We start from the raw sequence: 16400 nt of genomic DNA, 5'->3' as shown, positions 1-16400 counted from the left end.
GTCATTTTTTCAGCACTTCCTGCCAAAATCATGGCTCTTTTGACCGGGAAAGCGGCAGTCCATGTGGAAATTCCAAATTTTGTGCAGGATCGCCCGTTTTTGACTTCACATTTTTAACGAACACGATATGCATTTTGGGGGTGGGGGCCTGCCTGCAAGGGCGCTCCTATAATTAACATAACGAGGCGTGGCCCATTCGAGGTCGTGCCCGGGGGAAAGACATGGAGTATTTTATCCAGCAGCTCATCAACGGGCTGACTCTTGGATCGATCTACGGCCTCATCGCTATCGGCTATACGATGGTTTACGGCATCATCGGCATGATCAACTTCGCCCACGGCGATATTTTCATGCTCGGCGGCTTCGCCGCGCTGATCGTTTTCCTGATCGTGACATCCTTTGTCGCCGGCATTCCGGTGGCGCTTCTTCTGCTTCTGATGATGGTCGTCGCCATGCTGATGACCGGCCTGTGGAACTGGGTGATCGAACGCGTCGCCTATCGCCCGCTCAGAGGCTCCTTCCGTCTTGCGCCGCTGATCACGGCCATCGGCATGTCGATCGCGCTGTCCAACTTCATCCAGGTCACCCAGGGTCCGCGCAACAAGCCGATCCCGTCGATGGTGACGGAAAGCTATCATTTCGGCGCCATTACCGTGTCGCTGAAGCAGTTGATCATCATGGTCGTCACCTCGGTGCTGCTCTTCGCCTTCTGGTATATCGTCAACAAGACCCCGCTCGGCCGGGCGCAGCGCGCCACCGAACAGGACCGCAAGATGGCGGCGCTGCTCGGCGTCGATGTCGACAAGACGATCTCCATCACCTTCATCATGGGTGCGGCGCTCGCCGCTGTCGCGGGCACCATGTATCTGATGTATTACGGCGTTGCCTCCTTCAGCGATGGCTTCATTCCCGGCGTCAAGGCGTTTACGGCGGCCGTTCTCGGCGGCATCGGCTCGCTTCCGGGCGCTGTTCTCGGCGGTCTCCTGATCGGCCTCATCGAATCGCTGTGGTCGGCCTATTTCTCCATCGCCTACAAGGATGTCGCGGCATTCGGCATCCTGGCTTTCGTGCTGATCTTCAAGCCGACCGGCATTCTCGGTCGTCCGGAAGTCGAGAAGGTGTGATCCCATGACCAATATCGCTTCCGACAACGCTGCTTCCAGCCCGAGCCTGATGGCGACGGCCGTGAAGGAGGGCCTGATTGCGGGCCTCATCTCGTTCGGCATGTTCATTCTTTATGTCGGCATCGTCACCTATCAGGATATCAACAACCAGCTGATCTGGGGCACCCGCTGGGGGCTTCTGGCGGTCTTCGTCGGCATTGCCGCTGTCGGCCGTTTCCTGGTCGTCGGCTTCATCAAGCCGTCGCTGGATCGTCGCAAGCTGGCCAAGGCCAAGAGCGGCGTGCTGGAGATTTCCGAAGAGAAGGGCTTTTTCCACAAGCACTTCCTGAAGCTGGCACTGGTCCTGCTGCTGCTTTATCCCGTTATCGCCGTGCAATTGTTCGGCTTTCAGGGTTCGCTGAAATTCGTCGACAATTTCGGCATCCAGATCCTGATCTATGTGATGCTGGCCTGGGGCCTCAACATCGTCGTCGGCCTCGCCGGCCTGCTCGATCTCGGTTACGTGGCCTTTTATGCGGTCGGCGCCTATTCCTATGCGCTGCTCTCCAGCCATTTCGGCCTGTCTTTCTGGGTGCTCCTGCCGGTCGCCGGCATTCTCGCGGGCTTCTGGGGCATCATCCTCGGTTTCCCGGTGCTTCGTCTTCGCGGCGACTATCTGGCAATCGTGACGCTCGCCTTCGGTGAAATCATCCGCCTTGTGCTTTTGAACTGGACGGATGTGACCAAGGGCACCTTCGGTATTTCGGGCATCGCCAAGGCCTCGGTCTTCGGCATCTGGTCCTTCGATGTCGGCGCGTCGAATAATTTCGCCAAGGCCTTCGGCCTGTCGATGTCGTCGGCCTATTACAAGATCTTCCTGTTCTACGTGATCCTGCTGCTTTGCATGCTGACGGCCTATGTGACCATCCGCCTGCGCCGCATGCCGATCGGCCGTGCCTGGGAAGCGCTGCGCGAGGACGAGATCGCCTGCCGTTCGCTCGGCATCGATACCGTCATCACCAAGCTCACCGCCTTTGCGACGGGCGCGATGTTCGGCGGTTTTGCCGGCTCCTTCTTCGCCGCGCGTCAGGGTTTCGTTTCGCCGGAAAGCTTCGTGTTCCTCGAATCCGCCGTCATCCTCGCCATCGTCGTTCTCGGCGGTATGGGTTCGCTGACGGGTATCGCCATTGCGGCGCTGGTCATGGTCGGCGGCACCGAGCTTCTGCGTGAAATGGAGTTCCTGAAGCATGTCTTCGGGCCCGACTTCACGCCTGAACTTTACCGTATGCTGCTCTTCGGCCTTGCCATGGTCATCGTCATGCTGTTCAAGCCGCGCGGCTTCGTCGGCTCGCGTGAACCCACGGCCTTCCTCAAGGAACGCAAGGCCGTCTCCGGCAGCTTTACCAAGGAAGGTCACGGTTGATGGCTTCCGGAACGGCAACAATGACACCCAATACGACTGGCGATACGATCCTCAAGGTCGAACATCTCTCGATGCGCTTCGGCGGCCTGATGGCCATCAACGACTTCTCCTTCGAGGCGAAGCGCGGCGAGATCACGGCGCTGATCGGCCCCAACGGTGCTGGAAAGACCACGGTCTTCAACTGCATCACCGGCTTCTACAAGCCGACCATGGGCATGATCACCATGCGACAGCAAAGCGGCGAGGCGCATCTTCTCGAGCGCCTGCCGGATTTCGAAATCACCAAGAAGGCCAAGGTGGCGCGCACCTTCCAGAACATCCGCCTGTTTTCGGGCCTCACCGTTCTGGAAAACCTGTTGGTGGCGCAGCACAATGCGCTGATGAAGGCCTCGGGTTACACGATCCTCGGTCTTCTCGGCCTGCCCGCTTACCGGCGGGCGGTGGATGCCTCTATCGAAAAGGCCAAATACTGGCTGGAAAAGGCCGATCTGATCGACCGCGCCGATGACCCGGCCGGTGACCTTCCCTATGGTGCGCAGCGCCGTCTGGAAATCGCCCGCGCCATGTGCACGGGGCCGGAGCTTTTGTGCCTCGACGAGCCGGCCGCCGGCCTCAACCCGAAGGAATCGCTGGCGCTCAACGCGCTTCTGCGCGGCATTCGCGACGAGGGCACGTCGCTGCTCCTCATCGAGCACGACATGTCCGTGGTGATGCAGATTTCCGACCATGTGGTGGTTCTGGAATATGGCCAGAAGATTTCCGACGGCACGCCGGACCATGTGAAGAACGACCCGAAGGTCATCGCCGCCTATCTGGGTGTCGAGGATGATGAAGTGGAAGACGTGATTGCGGAAGAACTCGACGGAGGAGCGGCCTGATGTCCGGTGAACCGCTTCTGAAAGTCCAGGGTGTCGAAACCTATTATGGTAATATCCGGGCTCTGGCCGGTGTCGATGTCGAGGTCAACAAGGGTGAGATCGTCAGCCTGATCGGCGCTAACGGCGCCGGCAAGTCGACGCTGATGATGACCATCTGCGGCAGCCCGCAGGCGCGTGCCGGCCAGGTGATCTTCGACGGCGAGGATATTACCCATCTGCCGACCCATCTGATCGCCCGCAAGCGCATTGCCCAGTCGCCCGAAGGCCGCCGGATTTTCCCGCGCATGACGGTGCTGGAAAACCTGCAGATGGGCGCCAATCTCGATAACCTGAAATATTTCAAGGAAGACGTCGAGAAGATCTTCGTGATGTTCCCGCGCCTGAAGGAGCGCCAGAGCCAGCGCGGCGGCACGCTTTCCGGCGGCGAGCAGCAGATGCTCTCCATCGGCCGCGCGCTGATGGCACGGCCGAAGCTCCTGCTGCTGGACGAGCCGTCGCTCGGCCTCGCACCGCTGATCGTCAAGGGCATTTTCGAGGCGATCAAGAAACTCAACCAGGAAGAGGGGCTGACCGTCTTCCTCGTGGAGCAGAACGCCTTTGCCGCGCTCAAGCTTTCCGACCGCGCCTATGTGATGGTCAACGGCAAGGTGACGATGAGCGGTTCGGGCAGGGAACTGCTCGCCGATCCGCAGGTGCGCGCCGCCTATCTCGAAGGCGGACGGCACTGAAAGATTTTACTTGCGCCGGAAATTTTGCGGCGCAAGACTGCAAACGGCGGCCTGTCGTCCTTTCGGCCAAACCTTAAGGAACCATGGCGGGGTGCAAACAATAAAATGCCCGGCGGGAAAACGACGGGACGACAGACAAGGCAGGGTCAGGGCGTTTCAGCCCGGCACTGATGGGGAAAGAGATGCAGGGCCTTTTTTTCGAAACGGATAACGGCGTGCGGTATGTTCTGCGCGCGCTGGTTGTTCTTCTGGGTTTCTGGACGGCATGGCGCACGGGCAAGTCCGTGGCCGATGGCTGGGGCGGTTATACGCGGGTGGTGATCTATACGCTCGCTCTGGGTGTGGTGATGCGGTTTCTGCATCACGCGCTGTTCAACGGGCCGTTCATCAACGGCTTCTATTACGTGTTTGACGTCGTTCTTCTTCTGGTTTTTTCCAGCGTCGGTTTCCGCACGCGCCGGACGAGCCAGATGGTCAATAACTACTATTGGCTTTACGACCGGACATCGGCATTTTCCTACAAGAAGAAAGATTGACAGGCGGATTTTTCCGGCTGCACAATGCTCGTCAGAGTGGAACAGTTTCCTGTTCAGTGAAGGTGGGTACTGAACAGGTCCTTGCAATCAACCCATCCAAAGGAACTGGGAGTAAAGTAATGAAGAAGTCTCTTCTTTCCGCTGTTGCGCTGACCGCCATGGTCGCGTTTGGCGGTTCGGCCTGGGCCGATGTCGTGATCGCTGTCGGCGCACCGCTGACCGGCCCGAACGCTGCTTTCGGCGCTCAGATCCAGAAGGGTGCCGAACAGGCCGCGAAAGACATCAATGCCGCCGGCGGCATCAATGGCGAGCAGATCAAGATCGTGCTGGGCGACGACGTATCCGACCCCAAGCAGGGTATTTCGGTTGCCAACAAGTTCGTCGCTGACGGCGTGAAATTCGTTGTCGGTCACTTCAACTCCGGCGTTTCCATTCCGGCTTCTGAAGTTTACGCTGAAAACGGCATTCTCGAAATCACACCCGCCGCAACCAACCCGGTCTTCACCGAGCGCGGCCTGTGGAACACGTTCCGTACCTGCGGCCGTGACGACCAGCAGGGCGGCATTGCCGGCAAGTACCTGGCCGATCATTTCAAGGACGCCAAGGTCGCCATCATTCACGACAAGACGCCTTACGGTCAGGGCCTTGCCGATGAAACCAAGAAGGCTGCCAATGCCGCCGGCGTGACGGAAGTCATGTATGAAGGCGTCAACGTCGGCGACAAGGACTTCTCCGCGCTGATCTCCAAGATGAAGGAAGCCGGCGTTTCCATCATCTACTGGGGCGGCCTGCACACCGAAGCCGGCCTCATCATCCGTCAGGCGGCTGACCAGGGCCTGAAGGCCAAGCTCGTTTCGGGCGACGGTATCGTCTCGAACGAACTTGCTTCCATCGCTGGCGACGCCGTCGAAGGTACGCTCAACACCTTCGGCCCCGATCCGACGCTGCGCCCGGAAAACAAGGAACTGGTAGAGAAGTTCAAGGCCGCCGGCTTCAACCCGGAAGCCTACACGCTCTACTCCTATGCCGCGATGCAGGCGATTGCCGGTGCGGCGAAGGCCGCCGGTTCCGTGGAGCCGGAAAAGGTTGCCGAGGCCCTGAAGTCCGGCACCTTCCCGACCGCGCTCGGCGAGATCTCCTTCGACGAGAAGGGCGACCCGAAGCTTCCCGGCTACGTCATGTACGAATGGAAGAAGGGTCCGGACGGCAAGTTCACCTACATCCAGCAGGGCAGCTAAGCCCTTCTGCGACACCCTATCGAAGCCCGGCAGCAATGCCGGGCTTTTTGTTTGCGGTCTCGGCCATACTAGGGACAACAAGGCAGGAAACTAATCCTCTCGGGAACTGCAATGAGGGATGGCAATGACGACAAAGCGAGCCTTATCGCTCTTCCTTGTTCTCGCGGTGCTGGCGACGGCGCTTGTCGGCCTGCATTTCTTCAGCAAGTCCCGGACGACGCAATTATTCGGCGGCATCATCGCAAGGGTCGAAACAGCGAGGCCGATGGTGGCGCTGACTTTCGACGACGGGCCGTCGGTGCGTTTCACGCCTGATGTTTTGGCGATCCTGAGGGAGCGCGGGGTAAAAGCGACTTTCTTTTTGACCGGTCAGGAGACCGAAGAAAATCTGCCGCAGGCGCGCATGATCGTCAGCGACGGGCATCAGATCGGCAACCATAGTTACACGCATTCCAACATGATGCTGATGGGGCCGGCGCGGATCGGGCAAGAGATCGAGCGCACCGATGCGGCCATTCGGGCTGCGGGTTATGAAGGCGAGATCATGTTCCGCCCGCCCTATGGCAAGAAGCTGCTGACCTTGCCCTGGTATCTTTCCCGGCATGACCGGAAAACCATCATGTGGGATGTCGAGCCGGAATCCTTTCCCGATGTCGCCGAGGATGCGGGCGCCTTCGCCAGACACGTCATCGAGCAAACCGGAAACGGCTCCATCGTCATCATGCACGTCATGTATCGAAGCCGCGAGATATCCAGGCAGGCTTTGCCCTTGATCATAGACGGTCTGCGTCAACGCGGGTTTGAGTTTGTCACCGTCTCGCAATTGCTCGAAAATCGCTGAAGCCCATTCTCTTGCCAGGGCGCTTCAGTCGATCCGGGTCAGAATAAAGTCCGCGCGTTCCCCTATGCCGGATTTCGGAAGCACGGAAATATCGTAGCCAAGCTCGTCATAGTCGCGGAGCAAACGCTCATATTCCTCGACCGCCGCATCGAAGCCGTGCTTGCGCTCGCTGTCGCCCCTGTAGATTTCCGGCCATGGCGGGGTGAGGAAGACCAGACGATTATAGCGGTGTGCAGCCCGCAGCGTCTCGATGAAGGCATCGCCATTTATATGGCGAAGCGCTGAGGCGGCGTCGATCAGGCCGCGATCGAAGAAGACCGGGCCTTCCGGCGGGGCTTTTTGCCGGTCTTCGAGCGCCATGGCGATGGCGCGGCGGGCGAAGGCTTCGATGTCGATCCACGGCAGGGCCGTGCCGCCATTGAGGGTTTCTTCGATGACGATGCGGCGGCCGGGTTCTTCCACGGCGGCGAAACCGCGTCGGGCAAGCTCGGCGAGAAGCGTGGATTTTCCGCCGCCGGAGCAGCCTGAAAGGATGATGAAACGGTCCATGGACGTTTATTCCTGTGTTGGGTTCAGCGGATCTGACGTTGATTTGGGGTGGTGGGTCACCGCTTGTTTCTTCTCCCCGCAGGGGGAGAAGGTGGCCCGAAGGGTCGGATGAGGGGGCCAGCTCTCCGAATATCTCTACCCTTGCCCCCTCATCCCGCTGCCGCGGACTTCTCCCCGGCGGGGAGAAGAAACAAGTGGCGGGGCTCACCCGGAAGCGGCTATTCGGAGGGGGATCAGGGGAAAGCTAGCGCATAACGCGCCGGAATTCACCCCTGATGCAGAATATGCGCCGCCTTCACAGCCGCGGATGCCCGGTTTTCCACCCCGAGCTTCACATAGATCTGCTCCAGATGCTTGTTCACCGTTCTTGCGGAAAGGCCGAGAATGTCGCCGATATCGCGGTTGGACTTACCCTTCGCGATCCACAGCAACACTTCCGATTCCCGCGCGGTGAGGGAAAAATGCTCGCGCAGCAGGTGGTCGCCGGATTTCTCATTGGCGGCGGTGAGGCGGAAGAGGAATTCATCCGGCCCCATGGCGCCGAGGAAGGACAGCTGCAGGGCGGGCCGCCCGGCCTCGGTGATCGTCAGCGGCACGTCGCGGCCGGTTTCCGCCGCCGCCCGTTCTGCGAGCCAGCGGCCGATATGGCTGGTGACGATTTCCATGCCGTCGTCGCGGCCGGTGGCGGCGTTGACGAGGCGCGTCGCCTGCGGTGTCGACCAGTGGATGGCGCCATTGGCGCGCACGGCAAGCAGGTGGCGGCCAGCGGCATCGAGCGCGACGCGGGCGCTTTGCGCCGAGCGGGCATTGGAGAGATGGACGCGGATGCGGGCGCGCAGCTCGTCGATGTTGATCGGCTTGGTCAGATAATCGACACCGCCGGATTCGAGCGCCCGCACCACATGTTCGGTCTCGGTCAGCCCGGTCATGAAGATGACGGGCACCTGCGCCACCGCCGCATTGGCCTTCAGGCGGCGGCAGGTCTCGAAACCGTCCATGGCCGGCATGACGGCGTCGAGCAGGATGATATCCGGCGTGATGCGTTCGGCAATGTTGAGCGCGGCCTGGCCGGAGGTGGCGATGAGGGCGGAAAAGCCTGACTGTTCCAGCGCGTCGGTGAGGAACCCCAGTGCTTCCGGGCTGTCATCCACCAGCAATACGATGTCTCTCGGGGCTGCCGCCGCCTGACCGCTCATGCCTTGCCGTCTCCCGTGTCGTTATCCGCAAACCGTTTGAGAAAATGCGCGTAACCGGCCAGATCGAAGGCCTGCACATAGGTGCCGAGCTCCTGCGTGAAGGGCAGGTTTTCCGTGTTGCGGGCAAGATCGGCGAGTTTCGCCTCGATGCCGCGTATGTAGCCTATTTCGCCGAGCCGCTGCAAATCCTGAATGTGGATTGCACCGGGATGGACGATCTGCGCCACGGGCGCTGGCGATGGCGGAGGCGGCATATCCGCCTCGTAGATCCATTTGAGGCCGAGATGCACGGCAAGCCTGTCGCAAAGCTGGCGGATATCGACAGGCTTGGCGATGGCGTCGTTGTGGTTGTCTTCTCCAGCACCCGCCACTGTCCCGTCGCCGATATTGGCCGAGAGCATGATGAGCGGTGCAGTCTGGCCGGCTTCACGCAGTTTCGTCACAAGCTGCCAGCCGGTCATGCCGGGCATGGAAATATCGATGAGAAAGAGGTCGGGCTTCACGCCTTCGATGAGCGTCAGGCATTCCGGCCCGCTTTGCGCCGTCAGCACCACGAAATCCAGCGGCGAAAGCACCTGCCGCATCAGCTCGCGATGATCCTCATTGTCATCGACCACGACGATGGTACGGCGCGGGCCGGAATAGGAGCGGATGGTTTTTTCCGCCGCCGGCGCCGTGCTTGGCCGGTGCACGGCAGAGAGCATGAGGCGGACGCGGAAGGTGGAACCCTCATCCTTTGCGCTGGAAACGGAAATTTCGCCGCCGAGCGTGTTGGTGAGGAGCCTTGTGATGGTGAGGCCAAGGCCGAGGCCCGGCATGGGGCGCACGCTGTCTGCCTCGCCGCGCTGGAAGGGCTCGTAGATGCGGGCGAGGTCTTTTTCGGCAATGCCGCGGCCGGTATCGGAGACGGTGAAACTCGCCACCTGGCTGCGATAACCGACATCGAAGGTGACGGCGCCCTCATCGGTGAATTTGATGGCGTTGGAGATGAGGTTGACGAGGATCTGGCGCAGCCGCTTTTCATCGGTGCGGACATATTGCGGCAGGGCGCGGGAGCGGTCATGGCGGAACTCCAGCCCCTTGGCCTGCGCCTGCGGGCGGAACATGTCGACGATCTGGTCGAGGAAATCCTGAATATTGATCTCGTTGGAATAGACCTGCAGACGCCCCGCCTCGATCTTGGAAATATCGAGAAGCCCGTCGATCAGGCCCGATAGGTGATCGGCCGAGCGGCGGATGACCTTGATCGCCGATTGCCGTGGCGGGGGAATGGTATCGTCGCGCTCGAGAATCTGGGCATAACCCAGAACGGCATTGAGCGGCGTACGCAATTCATGGCTGAGGCCGACGACATACCGGCTCTTGGCGCGGTTGGCGGCCTCCGCCGTTTCCTTGGCGTCCTGAAGCGCGGCGTCGGTCTTCTTGTGGGCGGCGATTTCCTTGAGCAGCAATGTGTTCTGGCGGGAGGATTCCTCTTCCGCCACCACCCGGCTGTCATGGGCAAGCACGAGGAACCAGCAGACGATGCCGGCAATGACGGCGAAGACGAAAAACACGATGAGGATGGTGCGGTTCACCACATCGGCCGTTTCCGGCGAAGCGGTGCCGACCTGATGGGCGATCATCGCCAATATGCCGCCGATGGCGGTGACGGCAATCGCCGCCGCCATGCCGTAGCGTCCGAGCCGGGTGGCAAGCTTCGCCACCAGCTGATCCGGCAGGAAGGATTTCGCGACGGTGGCGACCTGATAGTTGAGCTTGGCCTTCGGCTTGCACATGTCATGGCAGCGGCTGTCCAGCGAGCAGCAGAGCGAACAGATCGGTGCGGCATAGGCGGGACACCAGGCCATGTCCTCCGGCTCGAAAGGGTGCTCGCAGATGGAGCAGGTGATGCTGCTTTCCTCACGCCACTTCTGGCGCGGCTTGCGGGCGAGATAAAATTTGCCCTTCGTGCCCCATGCAATCAGCGGCGAGGCGATGAAAGCGACGATCAGCGTCAGATAGGGCGCGAGCGATGCGGCGAGCGGTCCGAAGGCGCCGAAATGCGCCATCAGCGCGATGGTCGCCGAAAGCGCCATGGAGCCGACGCCGACGGGGTTGATATCGTAAAGATGGGCGCGCTTGAATTCGATGCCGGGCGGAGCAAGGCCGAGCGGCTTGTTGATGAAGAGATCGGCGGAAATGGTGCAGAGCCACGCCATTGCGATGATGGAGAAGATGCCGAGCGTTTCTTCCAGCAGCCGGTAAATGCCGAGCTCCATCAGAAGCAGCGCGATCGCCACGTTGAAAACCAGCCAGACGACGCGGCCGGGGTGGCTGTGGGTAAGCCGCGAGAAGAAGTTCGACCATGCGAGCGAACCCGCATAGGCGTTCATGACGTTGATCTTCAGCTGCGAGACGACCACGAAGGCGACCATCAGCAACATGGCCGCCGTCTCGTTGGGGATCATGTAACCGAAGGCGGTGAGATACATCTGCGCCGGATCGGCGGCGCGATCCACCGAGACGCCGGAGCTGAAGGTGAGCACCACGAGGAAGGAGCCGGCGAGCAGCTTCGGCACGCCGACGACGACCCAGCCCGAGCCCGCCAGGAAAACCGCGATGCGATGGCGCAGGCGACTCTGCCCTTCGGCCGGCAGGAAGCGCAGGAAGTCCACCTGTTCGCCGATCTGCGACATCAGCGCCAGAATGACGGCGGAGGCCGCGCCGAATTCCACGAGGTTGAAATCCGCGACCGTTCCCGGCGGGCCGGAGGCGTGATGAATGCCGGCAAAGGCGCGCCACAGATCGTATTTTTCCCAGTCCATCAAGGCGATGAACACGAAAGGCAGGACGTTGAGGATGATCCAGAAGGGCTGGGTGACGATCTGGAAACGGCTGATGAGCCGCACGCCGTGGGTGACGAGCGGAATGACCATAACGGCCGAGATGATGTAGCCGATCCACAGCGGAATGCCGAGCGCCAGTTCCAGCGCGCCGGACATGATCGACGCCTCGATGGCAAAGAGCATGAAGGTGAAGGCGGCATAGATCAGCGAGGTGATGGTGGAGCCGATATAACCGAAGCTCGCGCCGCGCGTCAGAAGATCGATGTCGACGCCATGGCGGATGGCGTAACGGCTGATCGGCAGGCCGACGGCCAGCATGGCGATGGCGGCGACGAGGATGGCGTAAAAGGCGTTGGTGGTGCCGTAGGAGAGCGTGATGGCCCCGCCGATGGCTTCCAGCGCCAGAAAGGAAATCGCGCCGATGGCGGTGTGGGAAATGCGGTTGGAGGAAAATTGCCGGGCGCTCTTGGCGGTGAAGCGCAGCGCATAATCTTCCAGCGTCTGGTTGGCGACCCAGCGGTTATATTCGCGCCTGACGGGGATGATGCGTTGCCGTGCGGCCATGCCTATCTAGCGCCTTTCCGCAACGGGCCTCTCACAGCCGCACCGACATGCCGCCATCCACCGTCAGCACATGGCCGTTGACGAAGGAGGCCGCGTCGCTCGCCAGAAACAGGGCAGCACCGGCAATCTCATCTGGCCGGCCCCAGCGCTCCAGCGGCACCCGCAGCTTGGCGAAGGCCACCATCTCAGGATTTTCGGCAAGGGCGGCATTGGTTTCGGTGGCGAACATGCCGGGTGCGATGGCGTTGCTGGTAATGCCGCGCGCGCCATATTCCACGGCAATGGCGCGCATCAGCCCGGTCAGCCCCTGTTTGGCGACGGGATAGATCGCGTCCCCCGGCCGGACGATGTGGCCGAGAATGGAGGTGATGGTGATGATGCGGCCGTAACCATTGGCGTTCATGGCCTCCGCCGCATCCCGCGACAGCGAGATGGAGGAGGTAAGATCGGTGCGGATCAATTCCAGCACGTCCTCGTCGCTGAATTCGGCAAGCGGGCGGCGGTCGCGCGCGCCGACATTGTTGACGAGGATATCGAGGTGGCCGAACTCGTCCATGATACGGCGGACGAGGGCGCTGCCGGCTGCGGTATCGGCAATATCGAAGGCAGCGTAATCGGCCTTGCCGCCAGCCTTGCGCAACGTGTCGACCGCCTGTTCCAGCGTTTCGGCATTGCGGCCGGTCAGCCACACATGCGCGCCCGCTTCGGCAAAGGCGCTGGCAATTTCAAAACCGAGGCCGCGGCCGCTGCCGGTGATGATGGCCGTGCGGTTTTCGAGAGAGAATTTCTGGAGAATGCCCATCGCTCACCTTCTTGCTTTAGAGCGTCGGACCGAAAACGACGGTGCGGTTTTCGGAAAATCCGAGGCTGTTGGTCAAAGCCACGCCGCTTGTTTGAGCTTGCGTATGGGAAGACTATGCCGTGTGCGGCGCTCGGCGAAAGGTCGCCTGACCGGCCCGGCCGTTCGGTGGACAGAAAAATGGCGTCGCCCGGTTGCGGGCGACGCCATGTCTTGGCTTATCAGGCAGCAGCCGACTTTGCGAGCGGCACTTCTGCGATCGTCTTCAGAACGACGGAAGCGATCTGGTAAGGGCAGCCCTGCGAGTTCGGACGACGGTCTTCGAGGTAACCCTTGTAACCGTTGTTGACGAAGGAATGCGGAACGCGGATCGAGGCGCCACGGTCGGCAACGCCGTAGGAGAACTTGTTCCACGGAGCGGTTTCGTGCTTGCCGGTCAGGCGCAGGTGGTTGTCCGGACCGTAAACGTCGATGTGCTCTTTCCAGTTCTTGGCGAAAGCGGCCATGAGGGCTTCGAAATAGTCCTTGCCGCCAACTTCGCGCATGAACTTGGTGGAGAAGTTGCAATGCATGCCCGAACCGTTCCAGTCGGTATCGCCGAGCGGCTTGCAATGGAATTCGACGTCGATGCCGTACTGTTCGCAAAGACGAAGGAGCAGGTAACGGGCGATCCAGATCTGGTCGGCGGCGCGCTTGGAGCCCTTGCCGAATACCTGGAATTCCCACTGGCCCTTGGCCACTTCGGCGTTGATGCCTTCGTGGTTGATGCCGGCTTCGAGGCAGAGGTCGAGGTGCTCTTCAACGATTTCGCGGGCAACCGAACCGACATTCTTGAAGCCGACGCCGGTGTAATAAGGACCCTGCGGAGCCGGGTAACCCTGTTCCGGGAAGCCGAGCGGGCGGCCGTCCTGGTAGAAGAAATATTCCTGTTCGAAGCCGAACCATGCGTCCTCGTCGTCGAGGATGGTTGCGCGGCTGTTCGAAGCATGCGGGGTGACGCCATCGGGCATCATGACTTCGCACATGACGAGTGCACCGTTGGAGCGGGCCGGGTCGGGATAGATCGCGACGGGCTTCAGCACGCAATCCGACGAGTGGCCTTCGGCCTGCTGCGTGGACGAGCCATCAAAGCCCCAAAGCGGCAGCTGCTCGAGTGTGGGGAATTCGTCGAATTCCTTGATCTGGGTCTTGCCGCGCAGGTTGGGGACCGGCTTGTATCCGTCCAGCCAGATGTACTCGAGTTTGAACTTAGTCATTACGAACCTCTCATAGGTAACAATGCGAAGCCTTGAGGCCTCCCGTGGCTTTGGCCACCGAAGCGCATTCGCGTTCAAGGGCTGACCCCTTAGATGCATGCCGCGTGCCAGATTGGCGATATCAGGCGATTTTTTCGAAAAATCTTTCAGGGGCCCTGTCGCGCAGGAGCCTGGATATTGCGCAGGGCTGGTTCTGCTGCACTGCGGCGGGCAAATTCACCCCTCATGTTTCATCATTGAATCCTGATAGATAGCCGGCGTCTCCAGGCGAAATGCCCTGCTGCGGTGCAATGATTTCGGTTGCGCGCGAGGGATTGGCATTTGCCCCAAAAACCGGCGCTTTCGGAATGGTTTTTCTTGTAGATGAGACGATTAATGCCTATATTTTTCGCAAGGTGATTTTTTTTTAATCAAACGGAGCGAATCTGGCCTTTGCGGGTTAGCTCCAGACATAAAGTGCTTCGATGCAAACAAAGTGAGATGATCGAAATGGCAACTGGCATTCATCGCGAGACGGCAACGATCTATCAATTCCCGGTCGGCGGGCGTGCGGGTCTTTCCAAGTTCCGCAACAGCAGCCTCAGCGACCTCGAGCGTCAGGCGCAGGAGCCGCATATCGATTTCGGTTCGTGGTATCACGACGATGCGATCCGCGACGAAGAGCGGAACGATAAGCCGCATTCCTGATGTGAGGCCGTGCCGTGCATTTCTTCTCCCCGCCGGGGAGAAGGTGGCCCGAAGGGTCGGATGAGGGGGCAACCCCTCCGTATATCGCGGCGCTCGCCCCCTCATCCCGCTGCCGCGGACTTCTCCCCCTCGGGGAGAAGAAACAAGCTGAGGCCTCCTGCTTCACAGACAAGCCCCTTCAGGTTCAGCTTATTCCCAAACACCCCCCTGCATCTTTCGCCACCCCGCCTACGTCAATTGACGTATACGGTTTCGCTCTCACGAGATCGATAGTCCCTTCCAGCAGCGGCCGCAGATGCCGCTGAGCCTCCACGAGAGGCCAAACAAGGAGAGGGGTTCTTCCGATGATATTCCGCAAGACGCTTAGTGCCGCGCTGCTTGGCGCGATCCTGTCCACCACCGCCTTCCATGGCGCTTTTGCCGCGGACGACACCATCAAGGTCGGCGTGCTGCATTCGCTGTCCGGCACCATGGCCATTTCAGAAACGACGCTGAAGGACGCCATGCTGATGCTCATCGACGAGCAGAACAAGAAGGGCGGCGTGCTCGGCAAGAAACTCGAAGCCGTGGTGGTCGATCCGGCTTCCGACTGGCCGCTTTTCGCCGAAAAGGCCCGCCAGCTGATTTCGCAGGACAAGGTCGCCGCCGTTTTCGGCTGCTGGACGTCGTCCTCGCGCAAATCCGTGCTGCCGGTCTTCGAGGAACTCAATTCCATCCTGTTTTATCCGGTTCAGTACGAGGGTGAAGAATCCTCGCGCAACATCTTCTACACGGGTGCTGCGCCGAACCAGCAGGCCATTCCGGCCGTAGACTACCTCGCCAATACCGAAGGCGTCGAGCGCTGGGTTCTGGCCGGCACGGACTATGTCTATCCGCAGACCACCAACAAGATCCTGAAGGCCTACCTGATGTCGAAGGGCGTCAAGGAAGAGGACATCATGATCAACTACACGCCGTTCGGTCATTCCGACTGGCAGACGATCGTGTCCGACATCAAGAAGTTCGGCTCGGCCGGCAAGAAGACCGCCGTGGTTTCCACCATCAACGGCGACGCCAACGTGCCTTTCTACAAGGAACTGGCGAACCAGGGCATCAAGGCTGAAGACATTCCCGTCGTCGCCTTCTCCGTCGGTGAAGAAGAGCTTGCCGGTCTCGATACCGCACCGCTGGTCGGCCACCTTGCCGCCTGGAATTACTTCCAGTCCGTCGATGCGCCGGTCAATGCCGAATTCATCAAGACCTGGCATGCCTTTACCAAGAACGACAAGCGCGTGACCAACGACCCGATGGAAGCCGCCTATATCGGCTTCAACGCCTGGGTAAAGGCCGTCGAATCCGCCGGCACCACCGATACGGACAAGGTTCTCGACTCGATCATCGGCGTTTCGGTGCCGAACCTTTCGGGCGGTTACTCCACCGTCATGCCGAACCACCACATCACCAAGCCGGTGCTGATCGGCGAAATCCAGGCCGACGGCCAGTTCGAAATCGTGCAGCAGACGCCGCAGGTCGTGGGTGACGAGTGGTCGGATTATCTGCCGGATTCGAAGGATCTGATCTCGGACTGGCGGAAGCCGATGTCTTGCGGCAACTTCAATGTGGCCAGTGGGAAGTGCGGCGGCAAGGGTAGCTGATTAGCGAGGTGGGTGCCGCTCCCGTTGTTGGGGGCGGTTTTATCATTGGAAACTGAACAAGCATGCCCCCCTCTGCCCTGCCGGGCATCTCCCCCACAGGTGGGGAGATCGACTCGTGGCAAGGCCTCGCATTTCTCGTT

Annotated in this window: 14 protein-coding genes; 9 read left to right on the top strand and 5 right to left on the bottom strand. The window is 60.5% G+C overall.

Features of this window, described 5'->3' with window-relative positions:
• Positions 1-221: 221 nt before the first annotated feature.
• From CFBP4996_RS10505 to CFBP4996_RS10475, 7 genes are all read left to right on the top strand, one after another.
• Complete coding sequence (locus CFBP4996_RS10505; protein ID WP_004430050.1) at positions 222-1124, top strand: branched-chain amino acid ABC transporter permease; 903 nt, start codon at positions 222-224, stop codon at positions 1122-1124.
• A 49-nt stretch (positions 1125-1173) separates the two neighbouring features.
• Positions 1174-2526, top strand: coding sequence for a high-affinity branched-chain amino acid ABC transporter permease LivM (livM, locus tag CFBP4996_RS10500; RefSeq protein ID WP_371733942.1), 1353 nt, complete (start codon positions 1174-1176; stop codon positions 2524-2526).
• Positions 2526-3404, top strand: a complete 879-nt coding sequence (locus tag CFBP4996_RS10495) for an ABC transporter ATP-binding protein (protein ID WP_003522919.1) — start codon at positions 2526-2528, stop codon at positions 3402-3404. The genes livM and CFBP4996_RS10495 overlap by 1 nt, the downstream gene beginning before the upstream one ends.
• Positions 3404-4132: an ABC transporter ATP-binding protein gene (locus tag CFBP4996_RS10490; protein WP_080850982.1), complete on the top strand. Its 729-nt coding sequence runs from the start codon at positions 3404-3406 to the stop codon at positions 4130-4132. Before CFBP4996_RS10495 ends, CFBP4996_RS10490 begins: the two co-directional genes overlap by 1 nt.
• Before the next feature lie 182 nt (positions 4133-4314).
• Complete coding sequence (locus tag CFBP4996_RS10485; RefSeq protein ID WP_003522917.1) at positions 4315-4668, top strand: DUF6867 family protein; 354 nt, start codon at positions 4315-4317, stop codon at positions 4666-4668.
• Positions 4669-4787: 119 nt separating this feature from the next.
• Positions 4788-5906: a branched-chain amino acid ABC transporter substrate-binding protein gene (locus CFBP4996_RS10480; RefSeq protein ID WP_003522916.1), complete on the top strand. Its 1119-nt coding sequence runs from the start codon at positions 4788-4790 to the stop codon at positions 5904-5906.
• 124 nt (positions 5907-6030) lie between these two features.
• Positions 6031-6747: a polysaccharide deacetylase family protein gene (locus tag CFBP4996_RS10475; protein WP_080853096.1), complete on the top strand. Its 717-nt coding sequence runs from the start codon at positions 6031-6033 to the stop codon at positions 6745-6747.
• A gap of 24 nt (positions 6748-6771) precedes the next feature.
• On the opposite strand, the gene CFBP4996_RS10470 is transcribed toward CFBP4996_RS10475, so the two are convergent.
• The 5 genes from CFBP4996_RS10470 to CFBP4996_RS10450 all read right to left on the bottom strand — a co-directional run bounded on the left by CFBP4996_RS10470 (position 6772) and on the right by CFBP4996_RS10450 (position 13939).
• Positions 6772-7296, bottom strand: coding sequence for an AAA family ATPase (locus CFBP4996_RS10470; protein WP_080850983.1), 525 nt, complete (start codon positions 7294-7296; stop codon positions 6772-6774).
• 266 nt (positions 7297-7562) lie between these two features.
• A complete protein-coding gene (locus tag CFBP4996_RS10465; RefSeq protein ID WP_065656763.1) occupies positions 7563-8492 on the bottom strand; it encodes a response regulator in 930 nt (309 codons plus the stop codon).
• Entirely contained in the window at positions 8489-11884 is a 3396-nt protein-coding gene (locus CFBP4996_RS10460; protein ID WP_080850984.1) for a hybrid sensor histidine kinase/response regulator, read from the bottom strand. The genes CFBP4996_RS10465 and CFBP4996_RS10460 overlap by 4 nt, the downstream gene beginning before the upstream one ends.
• A 31-nt stretch (positions 11885-11915) precedes the next feature.
• Entirely contained in the window at positions 11916-12686 is a 771-nt protein-coding gene (locus CFBP4996_RS10455) for an SDR family oxidoreductase (protein WP_035260389.1), read from the bottom strand.
• A 218-nt stretch (positions 12687-12904) separates the two neighbouring features.
• Positions 12905-13939 (bottom strand): glutamine synthetase beta-grasp domain-containing protein, encoded by a 1035-nt coding sequence (locus CFBP4996_RS10450; RefSeq protein ID WP_003520621.1) that lies wholly within the window; start codon positions 13937-13939, stop codon positions 12905-12907.
• 480 nt (positions 13940-14419) lie between these two features.
• Here CFBP4996_RS10450 and CFBP4996_RS10445 point away from each other — a divergent pair, with 480 nt between their 5' ends.
• Together CFBP4996_RS10445 and urtA are read left to right on the top strand one after the other, a co-directional pair.
• The gene (locus tag CFBP4996_RS10445) at positions 14420-14626 is read left to right on the top strand and encodes a DUF2735 domain-containing protein (RefSeq protein ID WP_003520619.1); all 207 of its coding nucleotides are present in this window, start codon (positions 14420-14422) and stop codon (positions 14624-14626) included.
• Positions 14627-14970: 344 nt separating this feature from the next.
• Positions 14971-16260: an urea ABC transporter substrate-binding protein gene (gene urtA / locus CFBP4996_RS10440; RefSeq protein ID WP_035219970.1), complete on the top strand. Its 1290-nt coding sequence runs from the start codon at positions 14971-14973 to the stop codon at positions 16258-16260.
• Positions 16261-16400 lie beyond the last annotated feature (140 nt).

It is taken from the genome of Agrobacterium leguminum, from assembly GCF_005144435.2.
In the GTDB taxonomy this organism is placed as follows: Bacteria; Pseudomonadota; Alphaproteobacteria; order Rhizobiales; family Rhizobiaceae; genus Agrobacterium; species Agrobacterium leguminum.
Note: the sequence above shows the minus strand (reverse complement) of the source record. Positions and strands in the feature narration are given on the sequence as shown.

What these genes read in the sequence shown, in the direction of transcription:
- CFBP4996_RS10505 (WP_004430050.1), top strand. Translation starts at nt 222, where the DNA reads ATGGAGTATTTTATCCAGCAGCTCATCAACGGGCTGACTCTTGGATCG.
- livM (WP_371733942.1), top strand. Translation starts at nt 1,174, where the DNA reads ATGGCGACGGCCGTGAAGGAGGGCCTGATTGCGGGCCTCATCTCGTTC.
- CFBP4996_RS10495 (WP_003522919.1), top strand. Translation starts at nt 2,526, where the DNA reads ATGGCTTCCGGAACGGCAACAATGACACCCAATACGACTGGCGATACG.
- CFBP4996_RS10490 (WP_080850982.1), top strand. Translation starts at nt 3,404, where the DNA reads ATGTCCGGTGAACCGCTTCTGAAAGTCCAGGGTGTCGAAACCTATTAT.
- CFBP4996_RS10485 (WP_003522917.1), top strand. Translation starts at nt 4,315, where the DNA reads ATGCAGGGCCTTTTTTTCGAAACGGATAACGGCGTGCGGTATGTTCTG.
- CFBP4996_RS10480 (WP_003522916.1), top strand. Translation starts at nt 4,788, where the DNA reads ATGAAGAAGTCTCTTCTTTCCGCTGTTGCGCTGACCGCCATGGTCGCG.
- CFBP4996_RS10475 (WP_080853096.1), top strand. Translation starts at nt 6,031, where the DNA reads ATGACGACAAAGCGAGCCTTATCGCTCTTCCTTGTTCTCGCGGTGCTG.
- CFBP4996_RS10470 (WP_080850983.1), bottom strand. Translation starts at nt 7,296, where the DNA reads ATGGACCGTTTCATCATCCTTTCAGGCTGCTCCGGCGGCGGAAAATCC.
- CFBP4996_RS10465 (WP_065656763.1), bottom strand. Translation starts at nt 8,492, where the DNA reads ATGAGCGGTCAGGCGGCGGCAGCCCCGAGAGACATCGTATTGCTGGTG.
- CFBP4996_RS10460 (WP_080850984.1), bottom strand. Translation starts at nt 11,884, where the DNA reads ATGGCCGCACGGCAACGCATCATCCCCGTCAGGCGCGAATATAACCGC.
- CFBP4996_RS10455 (WP_035260389.1), bottom strand. Translation starts at nt 12,686, where the DNA reads ATGGGCATTCTCCAGAAATTCTCTCTCGAAAACCGCACGGCCATCATC.
- CFBP4996_RS10450 (WP_003520621.1), bottom strand. Translation starts at nt 13,939, where the DNA reads ATGACTAAGTTCAAACTCGAGTACATCTGGCTGGACGGATACAAGCCG.
- CFBP4996_RS10445 (WP_003520619.1), top strand. Translation starts at nt 14,420, where the DNA reads ATGATCGAAATGGCAACTGGCATTCATCGCGAGACGGCAACGATCTAT.
- urtA (WP_035219970.1), top strand. Translation starts at nt 14,971, where the DNA reads ATGATATTCCGCAAGACGCTTAGTGCCGCGCTGCTTGGCGCGATCCTG.